Source organism: Campylobacter sp. BCW_6466, from assembly GCF_001762835.1.
Lineage (GTDB): Bacteria > Campylobacterota > Campylobacteria > Campylobacterales > Campylobacteraceae > Campylobacter_D > Campylobacter_D jejuni.
In genome coordinates this window covers 17,052-35,740 of the sequence record NZ_MJXO01000017.1, presented here as the reverse complement: position 1 = coordinate 35,740, position 18,689 = coordinate 17,052, and the positions used below count along the sequence as shown (strand labels likewise).

The 18,689-nt window shown below is 32.0% G+C and carries 20 protein-coding genes, 1 pseudogene and 1 riboswitch; of the genes and pseudogenes, 14 read left to right on the top strand and 7 right to left on the bottom strand.

Annotated features, from left to right (window positions below; genetic code table 11):
- Positions 1 to 76 precede the first annotated feature (76 nt).
- Entirely contained in the window at positions 77 to 1,285 is a 1,209-nt protein-coding gene (murD, locus tag AJ887_RS01150) for a UDP-N-acetylmuramoyl-L-alanine--D-glutamate ligase (RefSeq protein ID WP_070240615.1), read from the bottom strand.
- Complete coding sequence (gene mraY / locus AJ887_RS01145; protein ID WP_044778831.1) at positions 1,285 to 2,346, bottom strand: phospho-N-acetylmuramoyl-pentapeptide-transferase; 1,062 nt, start codon at positions 2,344 to 2,346, stop codon at positions 1,285 to 1,287. Before mraY ends, murD begins: the two co-directional genes overlap by 1 nt.
- Positions 2,347 to 2,425: 79 nt before the next feature.
- On the opposite strand from mraY, the gene gpmI reads away from it, so the two are divergent.
- The 7 genes from gpmI to sdhE all read left to right on the top strand — a co-directional run bounded on the left by gpmI (position 2,426) and on the right by sdhE (position 9,133).
- Positions 2,426 to 3,904, top strand: coding sequence for a 2,3-bisphosphoglycerate-independent phosphoglycerate mutase (gene gpmI / locus AJ887_RS01140; RefSeq protein ID WP_070240614.1), 1,479 nt, complete (start codon positions 2,426 to 2,428; stop codon positions 3,902 to 3,904).
- The gene (locus AJ887_RS10545) at positions 3,888 to 3,986 is read left to right on the top strand and encodes a hypothetical protein (RefSeq protein WP_044261660.1); all 99 of its coding nucleotides are present in this window, start codon (positions 3,888 to 3,890) and stop codon (positions 3,984 to 3,986) included. The genes gpmI and AJ887_RS10545 overlap by 17 nt, the downstream gene beginning before the upstream one ends.
- The gene (gene fabG / locus AJ887_RS01130) at positions 3,976 to 4,719 is read left to right on the top strand and encodes a 3-oxoacyl-ACP reductase FabG (RefSeq protein ID WP_002881168.1); all 744 of its coding nucleotides are present in this window, start codon (positions 3,976 to 3,978) and stop codon (positions 4,717 to 4,719) included. Before AJ887_RS10545 ends, fabG begins: the two co-directional genes overlap by 11 nt.
- 6 nt (positions 4,720 to 4,725) lie before the next feature.
- Positions 4,726 to 5,136, top strand: a complete 411-nt coding sequence (locus AJ887_RS01125; RefSeq protein WP_074486861.1) for a pyridoxamine 5'-phosphate oxidase family protein — start codon at positions 4,726 to 4,728, stop codon at positions 5,134 to 5,136.
- Between the two features lie 338 nt (positions 5,137 to 5,474).
- Positions 5,475 to 7,310 (top strand): 8-methylmenaquinol:fumarate reductase flavoprotein subunit, encoded by a 1,836-nt coding sequence (sdhA, locus tag AJ887_RS01120; protein WP_002857383.1) that lies wholly within the window; start codon positions 5,475 to 5,477, stop codon positions 7,308 to 7,310.
- Entirely contained in the window at positions 7,307 to 8,272 is a 966-nt protein-coding gene (gene sdhB, locus AJ887_RS01115; protein ID WP_004305991.1) for an 8-methylmenaquinol:fumarate reductase iron-sulfur subunit, read from the top strand. The genes sdhA and sdhB overlap by 4 nt, the downstream gene beginning before the upstream one ends.
- Before the next feature lie 3 nt (positions 8,273 to 8,275).
- Positions 8,276 to 9,133: an 8-methylmenaquinol:fumarate reductase membrane anchor subunit gene (gene sdhE / locus AJ887_RS01110; protein WP_070240613.1), complete on the top strand. Its 858-nt coding sequence runs from the start codon at positions 8,276 to 8,278 to the stop codon at positions 9,131 to 9,133.
- 23 nt (positions 9,134 to 9,156) lie between these two features.
- Here sdhE and tenA read toward each other — a convergent pair whose 3' ends face one another.
- Positions 9,157 to 9,822, bottom strand: coding sequence for a thiaminase II (gene tenA / locus AJ887_RS01105; RefSeq protein WP_070240612.1), 666 nt, complete (start codon positions 9,820 to 9,822; stop codon positions 9,157 to 9,159).
- 112 nt (positions 9,823 to 9,934) lie between these two features.
- Here tenA and acpP point away from each other — a divergent pair, with 112 nt between their 5' ends.
- The 5 genes from acpP to AJ887_RS01080 all read left to right on the top strand — a co-directional run bounded on the left by acpP (position 9,935) and on the right by AJ887_RS01080 (position 15,231).
- Complete coding sequence (acpP, locus tag AJ887_RS01100; protein WP_002854831.1) at positions 9,935 to 10,168, top strand: acyl carrier protein; 234 nt, start codon at positions 9,935 to 9,937, stop codon at positions 10,166 to 10,168.
- Positions 10,169 to 10,193: 25 nt separating this feature from the next.
- Entirely contained in the window at positions 10,194 to 11,408 is a 1,215-nt protein-coding gene (locus AJ887_RS01095; RefSeq protein WP_070240611.1) for a beta-ketoacyl-ACP synthase II, read from the top strand.
- Between the two features lies 1 nt (position 11,409).
- Complete coding sequence (locus AJ887_RS01090) at positions 11,410 to 12,348, top strand: acetyl-CoA carboxylase carboxyltransferase subunit alpha (protein ID WP_002854780.1); 939 nt, start codon at positions 11,410 to 11,412, stop codon at positions 12,346 to 12,348.
- 152 nt (positions 12,349 to 12,500) lie between these two features.
- On the top strand, positions 12,501 to 14,552 hold the full coding sequence (locus tag AJ887_RS01085; RefSeq protein WP_032603401.1) for a TonB-dependent receptor domain-containing protein: 2,052 nt from the start codon (positions 12,501 to 12,503) through the stop codon (positions 14,550 to 14,552).
- Between the two features lie 82 nt (positions 14,553 to 14,634).
- Positions 14,635 to 15,231 (top strand): NUDIX domain-containing protein, encoded by a 597-nt coding sequence (locus AJ887_RS01080; protein WP_070240610.1) that lies wholly within the window; start codon positions 14,635 to 14,637, stop codon positions 15,229 to 15,231.
- 31 nt (positions 15,232 to 15,262) lie between these two features.
- Here AJ887_RS01080 and AJ887_RS10600 read toward each other — a convergent pair whose 3' ends face one another.
- The 4 genes and pseudogenes from AJ887_RS10600 to rpmB all read right to left on the bottom strand — a co-directional run bounded on the left by AJ887_RS10600 (position 15,263) and on the right by rpmB (position 16,964).
- Positions 15,263 to 15,697, bottom strand: a complete 435-nt coding sequence (locus tag AJ887_RS10600) for a CZB domain-containing protein (RefSeq protein WP_373604568.1) — start codon at positions 15,695 to 15,697, stop codon at positions 15,263 to 15,265.
- Positions 15,695 to 15,949: pseudogene (locus tag AJ887_RS10595) on the bottom strand (methyl-accepting chemotaxis protein); the annotation flags it as partial. The gene AJ887_RS10600 and the pseudogene AJ887_RS10595, both read right to left, overlap by 3 nt.
- 420 nt (positions 15,950 to 16,369) lie before the next feature.
- Positions 16,370 to 16,585 (bottom strand): YdcH family protein, encoded by a 216-nt coding sequence (locus AJ887_RS01070; RefSeq protein WP_002855201.1) that lies wholly within the window; start codon positions 16,583 to 16,585, stop codon positions 16,370 to 16,372.
- Positions 16,586 to 16,769: 184 nt separating this feature from the next.
- Positions 16,770 to 16,964, bottom strand: a complete 195-nt coding sequence (gene rpmB / locus AJ887_RS01065; protein ID WP_002854974.1) for a 50S ribosomal protein L28 — start codon at positions 16,962 to 16,964, stop codon at positions 16,770 to 16,772.
- 139 nt (positions 16,965 to 17,103) lie between these two features.
- Between rpmB and rpe the strand changes: the two genes are divergently transcribed.
- Together rpe and AJ887_RS01055 are read left to right on the top strand one after the other, a co-directional pair.
- Positions 17,104 to 17,751 (top strand): ribulose-phosphate 3-epimerase, encoded by a 648-nt coding sequence (gene rpe / locus AJ887_RS01060; RefSeq protein ID WP_070233370.1) that lies wholly within the window; start codon positions 17,104 to 17,106, stop codon positions 17,749 to 17,751.
- Positions 17,748 to 18,509, top strand: coding sequence for a 3'-5' exonuclease (locus AJ887_RS01055; RefSeq protein WP_002872886.1), 762 nt, complete (start codon positions 17,748 to 17,750; stop codon positions 18,507 to 18,509). Before rpe ends, AJ887_RS01055 begins: the two co-directional genes overlap by 4 nt.
- Before the next feature lie 21 nt (positions 18,510 to 18,530).
- Positions 18,531 to 18,635, top strand: a riboswitch (TPP riboswitch).
- Positions 18,636 to 18,689 lie beyond the last annotated feature (54 nt).

Genomic DNA, 18,689 nt, shown 5'->3' with positions numbered 1-18,689 from the left:
TAAGAGAATAGGGTGTTTTTAGGGGTTTGGAAGGTTTAGTATATTTGTATGGATTGTATAAATATTGTATAATAAATTAAATTTTATTCACACATTCTTTAAAGACTTTTCCACGCTCTGCGTAAGAGTTGAACTGATCTAAACTTGCACAAGCAGGACTTAAAAGAGCCACTTCATTGACTCTTAAGTGATTTGAAATTTCATTTACAGCCTTAGATAAAACTTCACATTTATAGGCTTTCAAATTCGCTTTTTTTGCATAATCAAGCATTTTTTCAGTACTAATACCTATAGCATAGAGTTCTATATCAAATCCTTTCATAAAATCAAATAAATTGCTAAGATCTACACCCTTATCATCTCCCCCTATGATAAGATGGATTTTTTTATCTTTATAGCGACTAAGTGCAGCCATTACAGCACTTTCATTTGTAGCTTTAGTGTCATTTACCCAAAGCCTATTTTGACTGTCTTTAAGCTCTTCGAGTTTATTTTTTTCCATTACAAAGCTATTTAAAAGCTCATAGCTTAAAGTATCAAGTAGAATTTTTTCTATAGCTAAAGCCATGATAGCATCGAGTAAAAAAGGACTTTTAAAGGAAATTTTTTCCGTATCAATGCCAAATTTAACAGCTAGATCTTTTTCATCTTTATAGCTTATTATATGAGCTTTTGTTGGAGTATTTGCATAAATTTTAGGCAGTATTGCTATATCACATTCATTCATTCTTTTTAAAACGCTTAGCTTATCTTGAACATAATTATCAAAACTTCCATGCCAAGAAAGATGATCAGGACTTATAGGTAAAAGTGCATAAATTTCAGGTTTAGCTTTATGAGTGTAGTATAGGGTGAAAGATGAAGTTTCAAGTATCCAAAGTTTTGCATAAGGATCAAGCTCTGCTAAAGGAGTTCCAACATTTCCACCCATAACAGCACCAATGTGTGATAATAAATGTGTAGCCATTTGAGTGGTAGTGGTTTTGCCATTGGTTCCGCTTATCCAAACGGATTTTGGCATGACATCGTAAAAAAAGTCATATTCGCTTTGTAAATTTTTTGCTTTTTGAATGAGTTTGTGCTTTGGTGGAAAACCTGGACTAGGAATTTCAATATCGCTTAAATTATCATCAAAATCATTAGGATTTAAAAGTAAATTTCCTAGTGTATCTTTTTTTGTTTCTGTAAAATGATCATCATAGATATCAAAAGGCCCAAATTTATCTACCAAATTTTCAGCAATAGCGCGCGTGGTTTTTCCGTATCCAAAAAGTGAAATTTTCATTATCTTAGCTTTATTGATGCAAGTGCAAGTAAATTTGAAAGTAAGGCTATCATCCAAAAACGCACTATAATTTTATTTTCTACCCAGCCAACTTTTTCAAAATGATGATGAATAGGTGCCATTTTAAATACTCTTTTATTAAAAATTTTAAAACTTCCAACTTGTAAAATTACAGAAACAGTTTCAAGAACAAAAACAAAACCTATGAGTAAAAGTAAAATTTCATTTTTGCTAATGATAGCTAAAAATCCTATGAATCCACCTAAAGCTAAACTTCCACTATCCCCCATAAAAACCTGCGCAGGATAGCAGTTGTACCATAAAAATCCCATTAAAGCACCGATTAATGCAGCACAAATAATCACCACTTCACCAAGTCCTTGAATTTTTGGCAAAAGTAAATATTCACTATAATTTAAATTTCCGCTCAAATATAAGAATATCCCTAAAGTAGATAAAGAAAAAATACTTGGAACTGTAGCTAAGCCATCAAGTCCATCGGTTAAATTTACAGCATTAGAGCTAGAAATTAAAACCAAAATCCAAAAAGCAATGGCAAAAATTTCCATATCAAAAAGAGGATGTTTGTAAAAAGGTATAAAAAGTTCTGTGCTAAGTTCTGAACTAAAATATAAAGGCAAGATACAAATAAGTCCTGTGGTGATTTGCGCTAAAAGCTTCATTCTTGGACTAAGTCCTGAATGATTATCTTTTTTTAGAACTTTGCCTAAATCATCTACGAGCCCTATCAAACAAAAAAGTATCAAACAAAGCAAAGCACTTATAGCAAAAATATTATCAAATTTGATACAAAATAAACTTGCGATTACTGCAGAACTGATGAAAATAAGCCCACCCATGGTTGGAGTATGGCATTTGGTTTTATGAGTTTCTGGGGCGTATTCGTAAATAGGTTGACTAGCATTTTTAGCTTTTGCCCAAGTAATAAATTTAGGCATTAAAAATAAAGACAAACATAAAGCGATAAAAAAAGCAAATCCTGCACGCACACTAATATAAGTAAAAAAAGCATAATGACTTAAATCTGAAAGATAATACAAAACCTAGCCTTCTTTTTGGTTTTTAAAAGTTTAATTTTAGTAAAATCTAACCAAAAAAATTCTTATAAAAGAGAGAAAAATGAAGCAAAAATGCGTTTTAATTATTACAGATGGAATAGGGTATAATAAAAATAGTAAGTTTAATGCTTTTGAAGCAGCTAAAAAACCAAGTTATGAAAAGCTTTTTAAGGAGGTCTCAAATTCTTTACTAAAAACGAGTGGTTTGGCTGTAGGTTTGCCAGAAGGGCAAATGGGAAATAGCGAAGTAGGGCATATGTGTATAGGAAGTGGGCGTGTTATTTATCAAAATTTAGTGCGTATTAATAAAGCCATTGAAAACAAAGAGCTTGAAAAAAATGAGAATTTACAAAAACTTTTAGCAAAATGTAAAAGAGTACATATTATAGGGCTTTATAGTGATGGCGGGGTGCATTCTATGGATACGCATTTTAAAGCCATGCTTGAAATTTGTGCGAAAAATGGCAATGAAGTTTTTGTTCACGCAATCACTGATGGACGTGATGTAAGCCCAAAAAGTGGCTTAAATTTCATAAAAGACTTAAAAGAATTTTGTGAAAACTTAGGCGTGCATTTTGCTACACTTTGTGGGCGTTTTTATGCTATGGATAGAGATAAACGTTGGGATAGAGTAAAAGAATATTATGAGTGTTTGTTAGGTAAGGCTTATAAGGTGCCAAATTTATTAGAATACCTACAAAAATCTTATGATGAAAATATTACTGATGAGTTTATTAAAGCGGTGCAAAATGAGAATTACAAGGGTATGAGAGAAGAAGATGGCATTATCTTTATCAATTTTAGAAATGATAGAATGAAACAACTCGTTGAAGTGTTAAATTCTAAGGGTTTTAAAGAGTTTGAACGCGAAAAAATCTTTGAAAATTTACTTACTATGAGTGTTTATGATGATAAATTTAAACTCCCTGTGCTTTTTGAAAAAGAAAAAATTGAAAATACTTTAGCGCAAGTGATTTCTAAAGCAGGGCTTAGTCAGCTTCATACTGCAGAAACCGAAAAATATGCTCATGTAACTTTCTTTTTTAATGGAGGGAAAGAAGAGCTTTTGGAAAATGAAACAAGGGTTTTAATCCCAAGTCCTAAGGTAAAAACTTATGATGAAAAACCCCAAATGAGCGCTTTTGAAGTGTGTGATGCAGTGAAAAAAGGTATAGAAAAGAGCGAAGACTTTATAGTGGTAAATTTTGCAAATGGAGATATGGTTGGACATACAGGTGATTTTAATGCTGCTATAAAGGCTGTTGAAGCGGTGGATACTTGTTTGGGCGAGATTGTAGAATGTGCAAAAAAGCATGATTATGCTTTTATCATTACAAGTGATCATGGAAATTGCGAGGCTATGCAAGATGAAAAAGGAAATTTGCTTACCAATCATACCACTTTTGATGTTTTTGTTTTTGTGCAAGCAAAGGGAGTTTCAAAGATTAAAGATAATATGGGGCTGAGTAATATAGCTGCAAGCGTGCTTAAAATTTTAGACTTAGAAATTCCAAAAGAAATGAATGAGGCTTTATTTTAGTTTGTTTGCCTTTTTTGTAAGAAATTTGTTAAGATTGCAATTTTTAAAATTAAACTTATTAAGGATAGATAATGAAATTTAGTGGAAAAAATGTTTTAATTACTGGAGCAAGCAAGGGAATAGGTGCCTCTATTGCAAAAACTTTGGCAGGTTTTGGGCTTAAAGTTTGGATCAATTATCGTTCAAAACCTGAACTTGCAGATGCTTTAAAAGATGAAATTATTGCAAGTGGTGGCGTTGCTGCTGTGATTAAATTTGATGCAAGCAAAGAAGATGAGTTCGAAAATGGTGTAAAAACCATAGTGGAGAGCGATGGAGAATTAAGTTATCTTGTAAATAACGCAGGCATTACAAATGATAAACTTGCTTTAAGAATGAAATTAGAGGACTTTAGTGGCGTTGTGGATACAAATTTAAGCTCAGCTTTTTTAGGTTGTAGAGAAGCTTTAAAAACCATGAGTAAAAAACGCTTTGGTGCTGTTGTAAATATCGCTTCTATTGTCGGAGAAATGGGTAATGCTGGACAAGTAAATTATTCTGCTAGTAAAGGTGGAATGATAGCTATGACTAAATCTTTTGCTAAAGAAGGAGCAAGTAGAAATTTACGCTTTAACTGTGTAACTCCAGGTTTCATAAAAAGCGATATGACTGAAGTTTTAAGCGATGAAATCAAACAAACCTATCAAGATAATATCCCTTTAAAACGCTTTGCAGAACCTGAAGAAGTGGCTAATTGTGTAGCGTTTTTACTTAGTGATTATGCCTCTTATGTGACAGGCGATGTGCTTAAGATCAATGGTGGTTTATATATGTAAGGAAAAATGATGGATTTAAAAGAAATAGCACAATTTTTAGATGATAATGCACCGGCATTTTTAGCCACTTTAGGAACTTGTGGAAATCCTAGAGTGCGTCCTATACAAAGTCCATTGCTTGTGGGAGATAAAATTTATTTTTGCACAGCAAACACAAAAGGACTTTTTAAACATATAAAAAATTATAGTGGTATTGAATTTTGTTCTTGTGCAAAAGATGGGACTTTTTTAAGACTTAGAGCTAATGCGGTTTTTGAACCAAATTTAGAAGTTAAAAAAATGATGTTCGAAAAATACCCTTATCTTGTAAATCTTTATGAAACTCCACAAAATCCAAAATTTGAAGTTTTTTATCTTGATCATCTAAGCGCTAGAATGCAATTTGCAAATGGAGAATTTAAGCTTTTTAAGGCTTAATGATTTGATAATTTTATTAACTATATATTAATTAAGATAAATATTATCTTAATTAATATTAACTTTTTGTTATTTTTTTAAGGTATAATCATTCCGTTTAATTTGCAAGGAATAGATTATGATATATTGCAAAAATTTTTTAATATTTATTTTATTATATTCATTTATCTTCTTTGATTACTTATCTTATGCTTTTTTATATTTACTAAATTATAAATTTATTTTTAATCCATTTTATATTGAAAGGAGAGTTTGTTTTTGGATTTTTGGCATGCGGTTATGTAAGATTGACTTACATTAAAAAATTATTATTAATTTTTTTAAATAAGGAGAATGATATGGGTGAATTTTCTAGAAGAGATTTTATAAAAACAGCCTGTATTAGTGTAGGAGCTTTAGCTGCAAGTTCAAGTGGAGTTTATGCCTTAGATGATTCATCTAAGATGGATAAAGATACAAATTTACCTTCTTGCGATGTTTTGGTAATTGGATCAGGTGGAGCAGGTTTGCGTGCTGCAGCCGCAGTGAGAAAAGAAAATCCAAAATTAAGCGTTGTAGTAGCTACAAAGATGATGCCATCTCGTAACGCAACTTGTATGGCAGAGGGTGGAATTAATGGAGTTACTGATTTTTCTAATGGAGATTCCTATAAATTACATGCTTATGATACTATCAAAGGCGGAGCTTACTTGGTAGATCAAGACGCGGCTTTAAAATTTTGTGAATTAGCTGGAAAGGCTATTTTTAATATGGATTTTATAGGAACCTTGTTTTCAAGAAATGAGCAAGGTGGAGTAGCTCAGCGTTTAATGGGAGGAGCTTCTAAGAAACGCTGTAACTATTCTGCAGATAAAACAGGTCATATTTTAATGCATTCTTGTTTGGATGATGCTATTAGTAGTGGTGTGAAATTTTTAATGGATCATGAGCTTTTGGATATAGGTGTTGTGGATGGAAAATGCGAGGGTGTTGTTTTAAGAGATATACAAAGCGGTGGAATTTATCCTGTGTTATGCAAAGCTTTGGTGATTGCTACAGGGGGATACACAAGGATATTTTATAATAGAACTTCAACTCCTTTTATTGCCACAGGAGATGGTGTGGCAGCTGCTCTTAGAGCAGGACTTGGTTTTGAAGATCCTGAGATGATACAATTTCACCCAACAGGAGTTGCAAATGGTGGAACTCTTATTACAGAAGCGGCACGCGGTGAAGGGGGATATCTTTTAAATAATCGTGGTGAGCGTTTTATGAAAAATTACCATGAAAAAATGGAGCTTGCACCGCGAGATGTGGTTGCGCGTGCTATAGAAACAGAAATTCGCGAAGGTAGAGGTTATGGCGAGGGACTTGGAGCTTATGTTTTGTGCGATGTACGCCACTTAGGAAAAGAAAAAATTTTAAAAGATTTACCAAAAATTCGTCATACTGCAATGCTTTTTGAGAATATTGATTTAGTGGATACTCCTGTACCTATCCGTCCAACGGCGCATTATTCTATGGGTGGAATTGAAGTGGCTAAATTTGAAGATATGAGTACTAAAATTGCTGGAATTTATGTAGGTGGAGAAGCTTCTTGTATTTCTATACATGGAGCTAATAGACTAGGGGGAAATTCTTTAGCCGATGCAGTTGTAACGGGGCATTTAGCAGGCATTGGTGCGACAAATTATGCCAAAGATGCAAGTTTTGGAAAAGGGGCAAAAACTCATGAACTTGCTCAAAAATGGCAGGCTAGATTTAAAGAAATTACAAATAATGGCGGAAATGGTCAAGAAATGTATGAATTGCGAGAAGAGCTAGGAAGTCAAAATTGGGATAATATGGGGATTTTTAGAACTCAAGAAAAACTCGATCTTCTAGCAAAAAATTTAGAAGATATACAAGCAAGATATGAAAAAATTCGTATTCCAAATCCTAATGAAGTGATGAATACTGCTTTTACAGATTATGTAGAGCTTGGTAATTTGATTTTACTTTCTCGCTGTGCTTGTTTAGCAGCTAGAAATAGACTTGAAAGCCGTGGAGCTCATACTAGAGAAGATTATCCAAAGCGAGATGATAAAAATTTCTTAAAACATAGCATTGTAAATTTAGAAAATGATGAATTAAAACTTAGTTATAAAGATGTCGTGGTAACTGAGTTTTCACTTGATGGAAGGAGAGTACAATGAAAATCATCATAGATCGTTTTAATGGCAAGGAAAAATATGAACAAAGTTATGATATTGATGATAAGGATATACAAGGAAAAACTCTGCTCTCTCTTTTGCTTTTTATTAAAAAAACAAAAGATATTACTTTAAATTTTACCGCCTCTTGTCAATCTGCAATTTGTGGGGCTTGTGCAGTGTGTGTGAATGGGCATTCTTATCTTGCTTGTGATACTAAGATGCAAGATTTGTTAAAAGAATATGATAATCCTTCAAGTATACGCATTTCTCCGCTTGGAAATTTTAGAGTAATTTCTGATTTAATTGTGGATTGGGAGCCTTCTATAGAAAATTTAAGAAAAATTCGTCCTGCCATGGTGGCAAAAAATGAATTTTCAGCGGAAAAGGGCTGTAAACAAAGTCAAGAAGAATTTGATCGTATTAGCAAGCAATGGGATTGTATTTTATGTGGTAGCTGTGCCTCAGAGTGTAATAAATTAGAAGCAGATAGTAGCGATTATATGCAACCTTTTGTTTTTACTCATGCTTGGCGTGCAGCGGCAGACTCTCGAGGTAAGGATCCTATGTTGCATGTAAAACCTAGTGTAATGAATGGACTTTGGCTTTGTGTTCATTGTCAAGAGTGCGCTGATCGTTGTCCAAAGGGTATAAGTTCAGTAAGTGATATAGCAAATTTAAGAGTGATGGCGATTAAAAAAGGTTTAAATGAAGGCTTAGGGCCTGATCATGCTGAAGCTTTTTATAAAGATTTAGTTGAAGGTTCAGGACGCTTGAATGAAATTTATCTTGCTTTGCGTTCTGAGGGTGTTATAGGTTCTATGGGCAAAACAGATATAGCTTTTAAACTTATGCGTGCAGGAAAAATGAATCCTATGCATGTTTTTGGCGAGGATGAAATAGAAGGACATAAAGATTTGGTTAAAATGATAAAGGCGGCACAAGAAGCTGCTGTTAAGGAGTAAAATATGCAAAAAGAATACGCTTTTTTTTCAGGTTGTGTTTTATCTCAAGCTGCAAAAGAATCTAAAATTTCACTTGAAGCTATTGCACCTATTTTGGGTTGGAAGTTGAATGAAATTAAGGGGTGGAGTTGTTGCGGGGCTTCTCAAGCGCAGTGCGTTGATCCTATTGCGACTTTGGTGGCTAATGCAAGAAATATTGCTTTAGCAGAAGAGATGAAAATGCCAATGCTTACAACTTGTAGTACTTGTATGCTAACTTTAACTAAAGCAAAAAATACTCTTGATAAGGATGCAAAAGAACGCATCAATACTTTTTTAGCACAAGGCGGAATGAAATATCAAGGTTCAACGCCTATTACAAGTCTTTTGTGGGAGCTTTATGAGGATTTGGATAATTTAAAAAGCAAGGTAAAAAAGCCGCTTTCAAATTTAAAAGTAGCTTTATTTTATGGTTGTCATAGTTTAAGACCTGAAGATACTTTCGGTAAAAAAGAAAGTTCAACCAATCCAAAAAGTTTTGAAAGTGTAGTAGAAGTTTTAGGGGCTAAAATAGTTCCTTTTGAAAAACGCCTTGATTGTTGTGGTTTTCATGCTTCTTATCCTGCAGAAAAATCTGTGAAAAAAATGTCTAGTCAAATTGTTAATAATGCAAGTGAAAATCAAGCTGATTGTGTTGTAACACCTTGTCCACTTTGTCAAATGCAGCTTGATATCTATCAAGAAAGATTTCAAGATTATACTAATTCTAAAGCAAGATTGCCTATTATTCATTTATCACAATTAGTAGGACTTGCATTAGGACTTTCTAAAGAAATGGTTGGTTTAGATTATAATATTATTGATGCAAGTAAAATTGCATAAAAACATGGGCAAAAAGCCCATGTTTAAAGATTTAATTCCATTCTTAAAGAATGTTCCCAAAAAGCCACTTCCAAGCGTGTTGCAGTATGAAAAATTTCGCTGAGTTTTTGGAATTTTTGTGCACTAACACTTGAAGTATAAGAATTAACAAAATCTTCAAATTCTTTAGCTTCATTTTGAAAATTTTCACTTCCATAGGTCAAAATCCATTCCTTGCAAGGATGATCTTTTAAATTTTCATTTTTTAAACGATTTATAATTTCAGCACCTATTTTTGCATAGCCTATAGCGCAAGCACTAAGAGCAACTAACATATCTAAAAAATCTCCATTTTCACCTACGCTTAACATATAACGCGAATAGGCTATATTGACTAAACTTTCATCTTTTGTATCGAGTTCATCTGCATTAATGCCAAGAGATAAAATTGCACGATGAAGTTCCATTTCTCCTTCAACTATATAATTTTGAAATTTCATAGCAAAACGAAGTTCTTTTGCAGTATTTGAGTTAAGTGCTAATCTTGTATAACATTTTGCGTAATTAAGCAAATAAATATAATCTTGCTTGAGATAAAAAAGAAAATTTTCTTGCTTTAGGCTTTTATCTTCTAATTTTTTAACAAAATCATGATGTAGATAAGCATCCCAAATTTTTTGATTTTCTTTGATTAAATTAGAGAAAAGCATCGTTTTTCCTTTATGTTTTAATATTTTATTTTCAAGTATAATGAAAAACTATAAATATTTTAAGCTTTTTATAGTAAAATACGCTTTATTTTAATTTTTTGAAGGAGAACAAATGGCAACATTTGATGATGTAAAAGCAGTAGTAGTAGAGCAATTAAGCATTGATGCAGATGCAGTTAAAATGGAATCAAAAATTATTGAAGATTTAGGTGCTGATTCTTTAGATGTTGTAGAGCTTATTATGGCTTTAGAAGAAAAATTTGAAGTAGAAATTCCAGATAGTGATGCTGAAAAATTAATTAAAATTGAAGATGTTGTAAATTATATTGATAATCTAAAAAAATAATTTTTTTCTTGCAAGGAGCTTATTCTTGAAAAGAGTTGTAGTTACAGGTATTGGTATGATCAATGCCCTTGGTTTAGATAAGGAAAGTTCGTTTAAGGCAATTTGCAATGGAGAAAGTGGGGTAAACAAAATTACTCTTTTTGATACTACAGATTTTCCTGTTCAAATTGCAGCTGAAGTTAAGAATTTTGATCCATTAGAGGTTGTTGATGGCAAAGAAGTAAAAAAGATTGACCGTTTCATACAGCTTGGAATTAAAGCAGCAAGAGAAGCAATGCAGGATGCTGGATTTAGCGAAGAATTAGACAAAGAAGAATTTGGTATTGTTTCGGCTGCTGGTATCGGAGGTTTGCCTAACATAGAAAAAAATTCCATTATTTGTTCCGAGCGAGGTCCGCGTAAAATTTCCCCTTTTTTCATACCTTCAGCACTTGTAAATATGTTAGGAGGTTTGATTTCTATAGAGCATGGACTTAAAGGGCCAAATATTTCTTGTGTTACAGCTTGTGCAGCAGGAACCCATGCTATAGGAGAAGCTTACAAAAGTATAGCTTTAGGAAATGCCAAAAAAATGTTAGTTATAGGTGCAGAAGCTGCGATTTGTCCTGTGGGTATAGGTGGTTTTGCTTCAATGAAAGCTTTATCAACCAGAAATGAAGATCCACAGCATGCTTCAAGACCATTTGACAAAGAAAGAGATGGTTTTGTTATGGGAGAAGGTGCTGGAGCTTTAGTTTTTGAGGAATATGAAGAGGCTAAAAAACGTGGTGCTACGATTTATGCTGAATTAATTGGATTTGGAGAAAGTGCAGATGCACATCATATTACTTCACCAACTTTAGATGGACCTTTAAGAGCTATGAAAAAAGCTTTAAATATGGCAGGGAATCCAAAGGTAGATTATATCAATGCACATGGAACTTCAACTCCTGTAAATGATAAAAATGAAACAGCAGCAATTAAAGAGCTTTTTGGTAATAATATCCCACTTGTAAGTTCCACAAAAGGACAAACAGGTCATTGCTTAGGCGCTGCAGGTGCAATTGAAGCAGTTATCAGTGTTATGGCTTTAAGAGATGGGGTAGTTCCACCTACAATCAATCAGCTTGTAAAAGATGAGGAATGTGATCTTGATTATGTTCCAAATATATCAAGAAAAGTAGATTTAAAAGTGGTGATGAGTAATTCTTTTGGTTTTGGTGGCACAAATGGCTGTGTTGTATTTAAAAAAGTAGATTAATATGGCTTCTTATTTAGATTTTGAAAAAAATATTCAGCAAATTGATGAGGACATTATCAATGCTCAGATTAAAGGAGATACTGAAGCTGTATCGATTTTAAAGAAAAATCTTGAAAAAGAAATTTCTAAAACTTATAAGAATTTAAGCGATTTTCAACGTTTGCAATTAGCGCGTCATCCAGATCGCCCTTATGCTCTTGACTATATTGAACTTATTTTAAATGACGCTCACGAAATACATGGTGATCGTGCCTTTAGAGATGATCCTGCTATTGTTTGTTTTATGGGTTATTTAGGAGAGAAAAAAATAATTGTAATTGGTGAGCAAAAAGGACGTGGAACAAAAGATAAAATCGCTAGAAATTTTGGGATGCCACATCCTGAAGGATATCGTAAAGCCTTAAGAGTAGCAAGACTTGCAGAGAAATTTCAAATTCCTATTTTATTTTTAATAGATACTCCAGGTGCTTATCCTGGAATAGGTGCTGAAGAAAGAGGGCAAAGTGAAGCTATCGCTAGAAATTTATATGAATTAAGTGATTTGAAAATACCGACCATTGCTATAGTTATCGGAGAAGGTGGTAGTGGCGGGGCGTTAGCTATAGGGGTTGCAGATAGACTTGCAATGATGAAAAATTCTGTTTTTTCAGTAATTTCTCCTGAAGGTTGTGCTGCAATACTTTGGAATGATCCTGCAAAAAGTGAAGCTGCAACCAAGGCTATGAAGGTAACGGCTGATGATTTAAAATCTCAAGGTTTAATTGATGATGTTATAGATGAGCCTACAAATGGTGCACATCGTAATAAAGAAGCTGCAGCAGTAGCTATTGCTGATTATGTAAAAAAATCTCTAAATGAACTTGAAAATATTGACGTACGAGAACTTTCTGCAAATCGTATGCAGAAAATTTTAAAGCTTGGAGCCTATCAAGAGGCTTAGGCTTTTACTTCGCTTTTTTAAATAATTTTATTATTTATAATTGTTATCAAAATTAAGTTAATTAAAAGTATTCTTTTTTTATACTTCAAAAATGATTTTAAATATCAAAATAATTATTTTTTAAAGGAATTAATTTGACTCAAATTAAAAATATGAAATTTAAAAAAAGTTTACTGTGTTTTTTAATTTTATCTGGAGCTTTGTTAAAAGCAGAAGAAAAATATCAACTTAATGATGTTGTGGTTAGTGCTAGTGGTTTTGAACAAGATTTGGTTGATGCGCCTGCTAGTATTTCTATCATTACAAAAGAAGAGCTTGAAAAAAAGCCAATTAAGGATATAGGGGAGGCTATAGGAGATATTCCAGGTGTAGATGTGACTATGAATAAAACAGGCACTTATGATTTTAGCATACGAGGTTTTGGTAGTTCTTATACTCTAGTTTTAATTGATGGAAAACGTCAAAGTGTTGCAAATGGGTTTTATGATAATGGTTTTAGTGGCAGTGAGTCAGGATATCTACCACCTTTGTCTATGATAGAGCGTATTGAGGTTATACGTGGTCCAGCTTCTACACTTTATGGCAGTGATGCTGTAGGTGGTGTGATAAATATTATCACTAAGAAAAATCCTGATAAGACTGAGGCAAATATAGAATTTAACACTCTTTTACAACAGCACTCTAATCACTATGGCAATGCTGGGGGATTTAATGCTTATGTGGCAACTCCTTTGATTGAAGATACATTATCAATTTCTGCAAGGTTGAAGTATTATGATAAGGCAACTTCTGATTTAAAATGGCCTACACCGGTTTGGAATAGTAGTCAACAAAGACCTGATAATTATCAAATTGCTAGTCATAGTCCAGGTGCTTTTACTAGTTTAGGTTTTGGTTCTAGGCTTAATTGGACAGTAAATGATAAAAATAATATATATTTTGATATAGAACGATATATTAATGAAATTTCAGTGAATTCTACAAGTAGTAGGGCTATTAAAAGCGAAAGACAACTTTTTAAGGATAATATTGTTTTAAATCATGATGGTAACTATGATTTTGGTTCAACTAACTCATATTTACAATATGGTAGTACTAAGGATAAAGAATTACATAGTCAAATTTGGGTAGGAGAAGGTAAGGTTGTTTTACCTTGGAATTTAGGTCAGTACGGTAATTTAGTAAATACCTTTGGTGTAAGGATTGATTATGAGATGTTAAAAAATGATCAAGCAAGCGCAGGTAGTCAAATAAGAGGTAAAAATCTTGATCAAACCACGGTTGCGCTTTATGGGGAAAATGAGTATTTTATAACAGATGATTTGATTTTTACTACAGGTTTACGTTATATTTATAGCGATTTGTTTGATTCTGAATTTACGCCTAGGGTTTATTTGGTTTATCACTTAAATGATAATATAGCCTTTAAAGGAGGTGTTTCAAAAGGCTATAAAACTCCTGCTGCTAAGGAGTTGACAAATGGATATTATAATTATAGCAATGACAATGCTTATTTTGGAAACCCTGACTTAAAACCAGAAGAAAGTATAAATTATGAATTGGGTGTTGATTTTAGGATATTTGATTTTGCACATTATTCTATCACAGGATTTATTACTGATTTTACAAATCAAATCAGTAGTGAAGATTTAACAGGTCTATTAAATGGTATTAATTGCGATGATAATACTTGTACGCGTCCTATTAATCTTGGAAAAACACAGACTAAAGGTGTAGAATTTGCATTTAATACCAAAACTTACAATGGCTTTAGCCTAAATTCAAGTTATACTTTTATGGATAATCACTACAAAGATGGTCAAAAAAATTGGTTTGGTGGTGATAGAATAGAAAATTTACCAAGGCATATAGCAATGTTAAAATTAAACTATGAGCGAGGTAAATTTAGTTCCTATATAAAAACACGAGCAAGACTTGATACTATAGCTAAAGCAAAAGGTGGCGGTAATGGTAGTCTGCCATGGCAAAAATATAAGCCTTTTTATATAGTAGATTTAGTGATAAATTATAAAATTAATAAGCAATCTAGCTTAAGTTTTGCAGTACAAAATCTTTTTGATAAAAATTTCTTTGATCCGCAAGTTACTAAATGGGATGGGGCTAATCCTGCTGGATATGCAAATCGTTATCAAGACTATACAGAAGGAAGGAGTTTTTGGTTGAGTTATAAATATGATTTTTAATTTTTTAAGGCTTTAATCATCTTTATATTTTCAAAAAAGCAAAAATAAAGTACAATGTGAAAAATAAATAAAAGGTTTTATTATGGCGTTTAAAAATTTAAAAGAACTTTCTTTTGAAAAATCAAATTATATTAAGCCTAAGAGATTTGCTTATGAAAGTAATGGTAAGTTTTGTACTTGGGATTTTATAGAATCTAAAGATAGTGTTTCAGTGCTTTTGTATCATAAAGAATTAGAAAGTTTTATTTTTGTACGCCAATTTCGCATACCACTTTGGTATCATCAAATGCATGATAAAGATTATGTAAAAGATGATAATATGGGCTATACTATAGAGCTTTGTTCAGGACTTGTAGATAAAAAATTATCTTTAGAGGAAATAGCAAAAGAAGAATGTATAGAAGAACTAGGGTATGCTCCTAGAAATTTAGAAAAAATAGGAGATTTTTATACAGGGTTTGGTTCAGGTGTAAGCAAGCAAAGCTTTTATTTCGCAGAAGTTGATGAAAAAGATAAAATTTCTTCTGGAGGTGGAGTTGGTGATGAAGAGATTGAAGCTGTTTATGTTAAGGTGCAGGATTTTGAAAAAAAATGTAAAAATATGATAAGAACGCCTTTTCTTGATTTTGCTTATATGTGGTTTTTAAAGGAAAAGTGGGGAAAATTAAAGATTATTTAGGTTAAACCTTAAAAAGGTTCAACCTAGGATTTTAATGATCTGACTCATCAAGCATTTCTTTAAATACATTGAAAAGATCAAGCGATGCATTTTCAGCAACTTCACATTTATTAATTATGCTGTGTTGAGTAATATCTTTGCTAATATCTTCTGTATTTGCTATTGTTATAGCATTATTCATATTTTCATGAACTTTTTCATGTGGCTCGTTAATTTTTAAGAAGCTTTTATTTTGTCCAAATCTTTCTTTTCCTGTGCTAGCAAGCCATTTTCCTAAGCGACAAGATGTATGATCGGCTAATTGCTTTCCTGATTTGGAAAAAATTTCTTTATAAGCATTTAGTTTAAAAGCTATATGATCTAATTTTGCTAAAGATACGAAAGCTTCTGAAGCGATACCAACTGCATTTGAATTGGTAGAATGCGCTTCATTTACTAAGTGAGTAAATTTTTCGGAAAAACTCATAATATGAGCATTAGAATCTATAGAAATTTTTTCAACTTGCTCACTTTGAGTATACATTTCATTTGCATTTTGCTTTAGAAGGTTGATATTCATTTCAACTTCTGTGGTTGCTTTTTGTGTTTTTTCAGCTAGTTTTCTTACTTCATCGGCAACAACAGCAAAACCACGCCCATGTTCACCTGCGCGTGCAGCTTCTATAGCAGCGTTAAGAGCTAAAAGATTGGTTTGATCGGAAACATCTTTAATTAAATTGATTACATTAGTAATTTCATCAACACTTCTATGCAATGTTCCTGCAACATCTCTTGTTTTATTGGCTGATTCTGTAATATCCCCTAAGGAAGCATTGATAGAGTTAGCAATATGGTTAAGTTCATCCATTTCAGCAAGAGAAGTTTTAGAATAGCTAGAGATAACTTCTGCCTTATTTACATTTTCTAACATATCGCCTTGAACAATAGTAATATTTTTTAAAACCCCAGTTAATAAAACATTTAAAAGATCTGTTTTAAGTTTAGATTCTAAAGCCGCTTGTTCTAATGATGTAATTTTATTTTTTAATTCTAAATTTTCCGATTGAAATTTTTCAATTTTATGTGCAAGATTTTTATTTTCTTCTTCAAGTTTTTGAAGATCAGAATGGTTTATTTTACTTCCAAACATTGTTTTGCCTTATTTTTTATAATTTGCTAGATATTGGCTAAGTTCATCTTTTACATGAAGCTTTTCTTTTTTTAAGGTTGAAATTTCCATGCTGCTAAGAGAAGTTCTACCTTCTTCTGCATCTTTAATCATGTCATCAAGTTCATTATGACGATCAAATAGTTTATCAAAATGAGCATCTTTACCTTTTAGCTCTGACATTAATTCTCTATATTCATGTAGCATAAACTCTCCTTGTATTAGTGAAATTTAAAATTCATTTAATAAGGTATTTTACACTATTAAAAGATATTTTTGGCTTAAAAAATAATAAACTTAATAATAATTTTTAAATGTGTGTTATATAAGTGATTTATTAAATTTTATTTTTAAATTTGAAATATTAAAATTGAGGAATAAATCCTCAAAATTATTTAGAATTTTGTTTTTTTAGAGTTCTCAGAGTAGAAGCTGCAATTCTCATTTTTCTCGTGGTGCCATCTTCTAAAGTTACACGAACTGTTCTGAGATTAGGTAAAAAGCGTCTTTTTGTTTTATTGTTAGCATGGCTGACATTATTACCCACCATTGGACCCTTGCCTGTGATTTGACATACTCTTGCCATTTTCTTGTCCTTATGAAAATTTTTAAATGGAGATTTTATCAAAATTAAGCTTAAAATATTCCATAATTTATAGTTTTTTTAATATATAAGTCGATAAAATATTATTTATCACATTTATATATAGTTTAAGGTTTTGATCATGTATGTAGCTCCAAGTTTATTGTCTGCAAATTTTTTGAAATTAGAAGAAGAAGTTAAAGCTATTGAAGCTGCAGGTGCGGATCTTTTACATATTGATGTAATGGATGGACACTTTGTCCCAAATTTGACTTTCGGACCTTGCGTGATAGAAAAAATTTCAACTATTAGTAAATTGCCATTAGATGTGCATTTGATGGTTAAAGATGTAAGTAAATTTATAGATCTTTTTATCCCTTTGAAACCAAAATTTATTTCTTTTCATATGGAAAGCGAAGTTCATCCTATAAGACTTTGTGAATATATAAGAAGTCAAGGAATCCATCCTGCTATTGTTTTAAATCCACACACTTCTATTGATTCTATTAAACACATGCTAGAATTTGTAGATATGGTACTTTTAATGAGTGTTAATCCTGGGTTTGGTGGGCAAAAATTTTTACCTTTAGTACATGAAAAAATCAAAGAATTGCGCCAAATGATTGATAAAAAAAATGCTAAAGTTTTTATAGAGGTTGATGGTGGTGTTAATGGTTTAAATGCTAGCGATTTAGAAGAATCCGGAGCTGATATTTTGGTGGCTGGAAGTTATATTTTTTCTTCTAATGATTATAAAACTGCAATTTCATCTTTAAAGCTTGAATTTTGAGTTTACAGCAAATTGATCAGATTATTTCTATATTAAATAAGCAAAGCAAGCCTTATGATTGGGTGATGCAAGAGTTTGCCAAAGTTGAAGAATTAAAAAATTTTGATTTAGATTTGGAAACTTTTGAGCTTTTGGGTTTGGGCTTAACTTTGAATAAAGATAATATTTTTACCCTTAAAACACGCACAACAAAAATTAAAGATGAAATTTTTTGTATAGTAGATATAGAAAGTACTGGCGGCGTAAGTAAGGGGGAAATTTTAGAAATTGGAGCAGCAAAAATTCAAAATTCTAAAGAAATTGGACGCTTTCAAAGTTTTGTTAAAGTAAAAGAAATTCCAGAAAATATAACCGAACTTACGGGTATTACTTATGAGATGGTGGAAAATGCTCCAAGTTTAGCAAAGGTTTTAAGTGATTTTAGACTTTTTTTAAAAGACAGTATTTTTGTAGCGCATAATGTGCGTTTTGATTATAGTTTTATTTCTAAGGCTTTAAATGAGTGTGGTTTTGGCATTTTGCTTAATCGTCGTGTTTGCACTATAGAATTTGCACAATGTTGTATAGAAAGTCCAAAATATAAACTAGAGGTTTTGAAAGAATTTCTGGGCGTGGAAAATACGCATCATAGGGCTTTAGATGATGCTTTAGCAGCTGCTGAAATTTTTAAATATTGCCTTGGAAAACTTCCTTATCATATAAAAACTACAGAAGAACTTATAAATTTTACAAAAACTGCACGCATAAAGCAAAAATAAATATTTAAAGTGTATAATTAAAACATAAATGACGGGAGCTTGTGTAACAGGCTGAGAGTAAGCTAAAAGCTTAGACCGAACCGGATCTGGATAATGCCAGCGTCGGGAAGATTTATAAATTTCAATACTTTAAAAATTTATACTCACCCTTCATTTATCCAAATTTTTTAAAGGATAAAT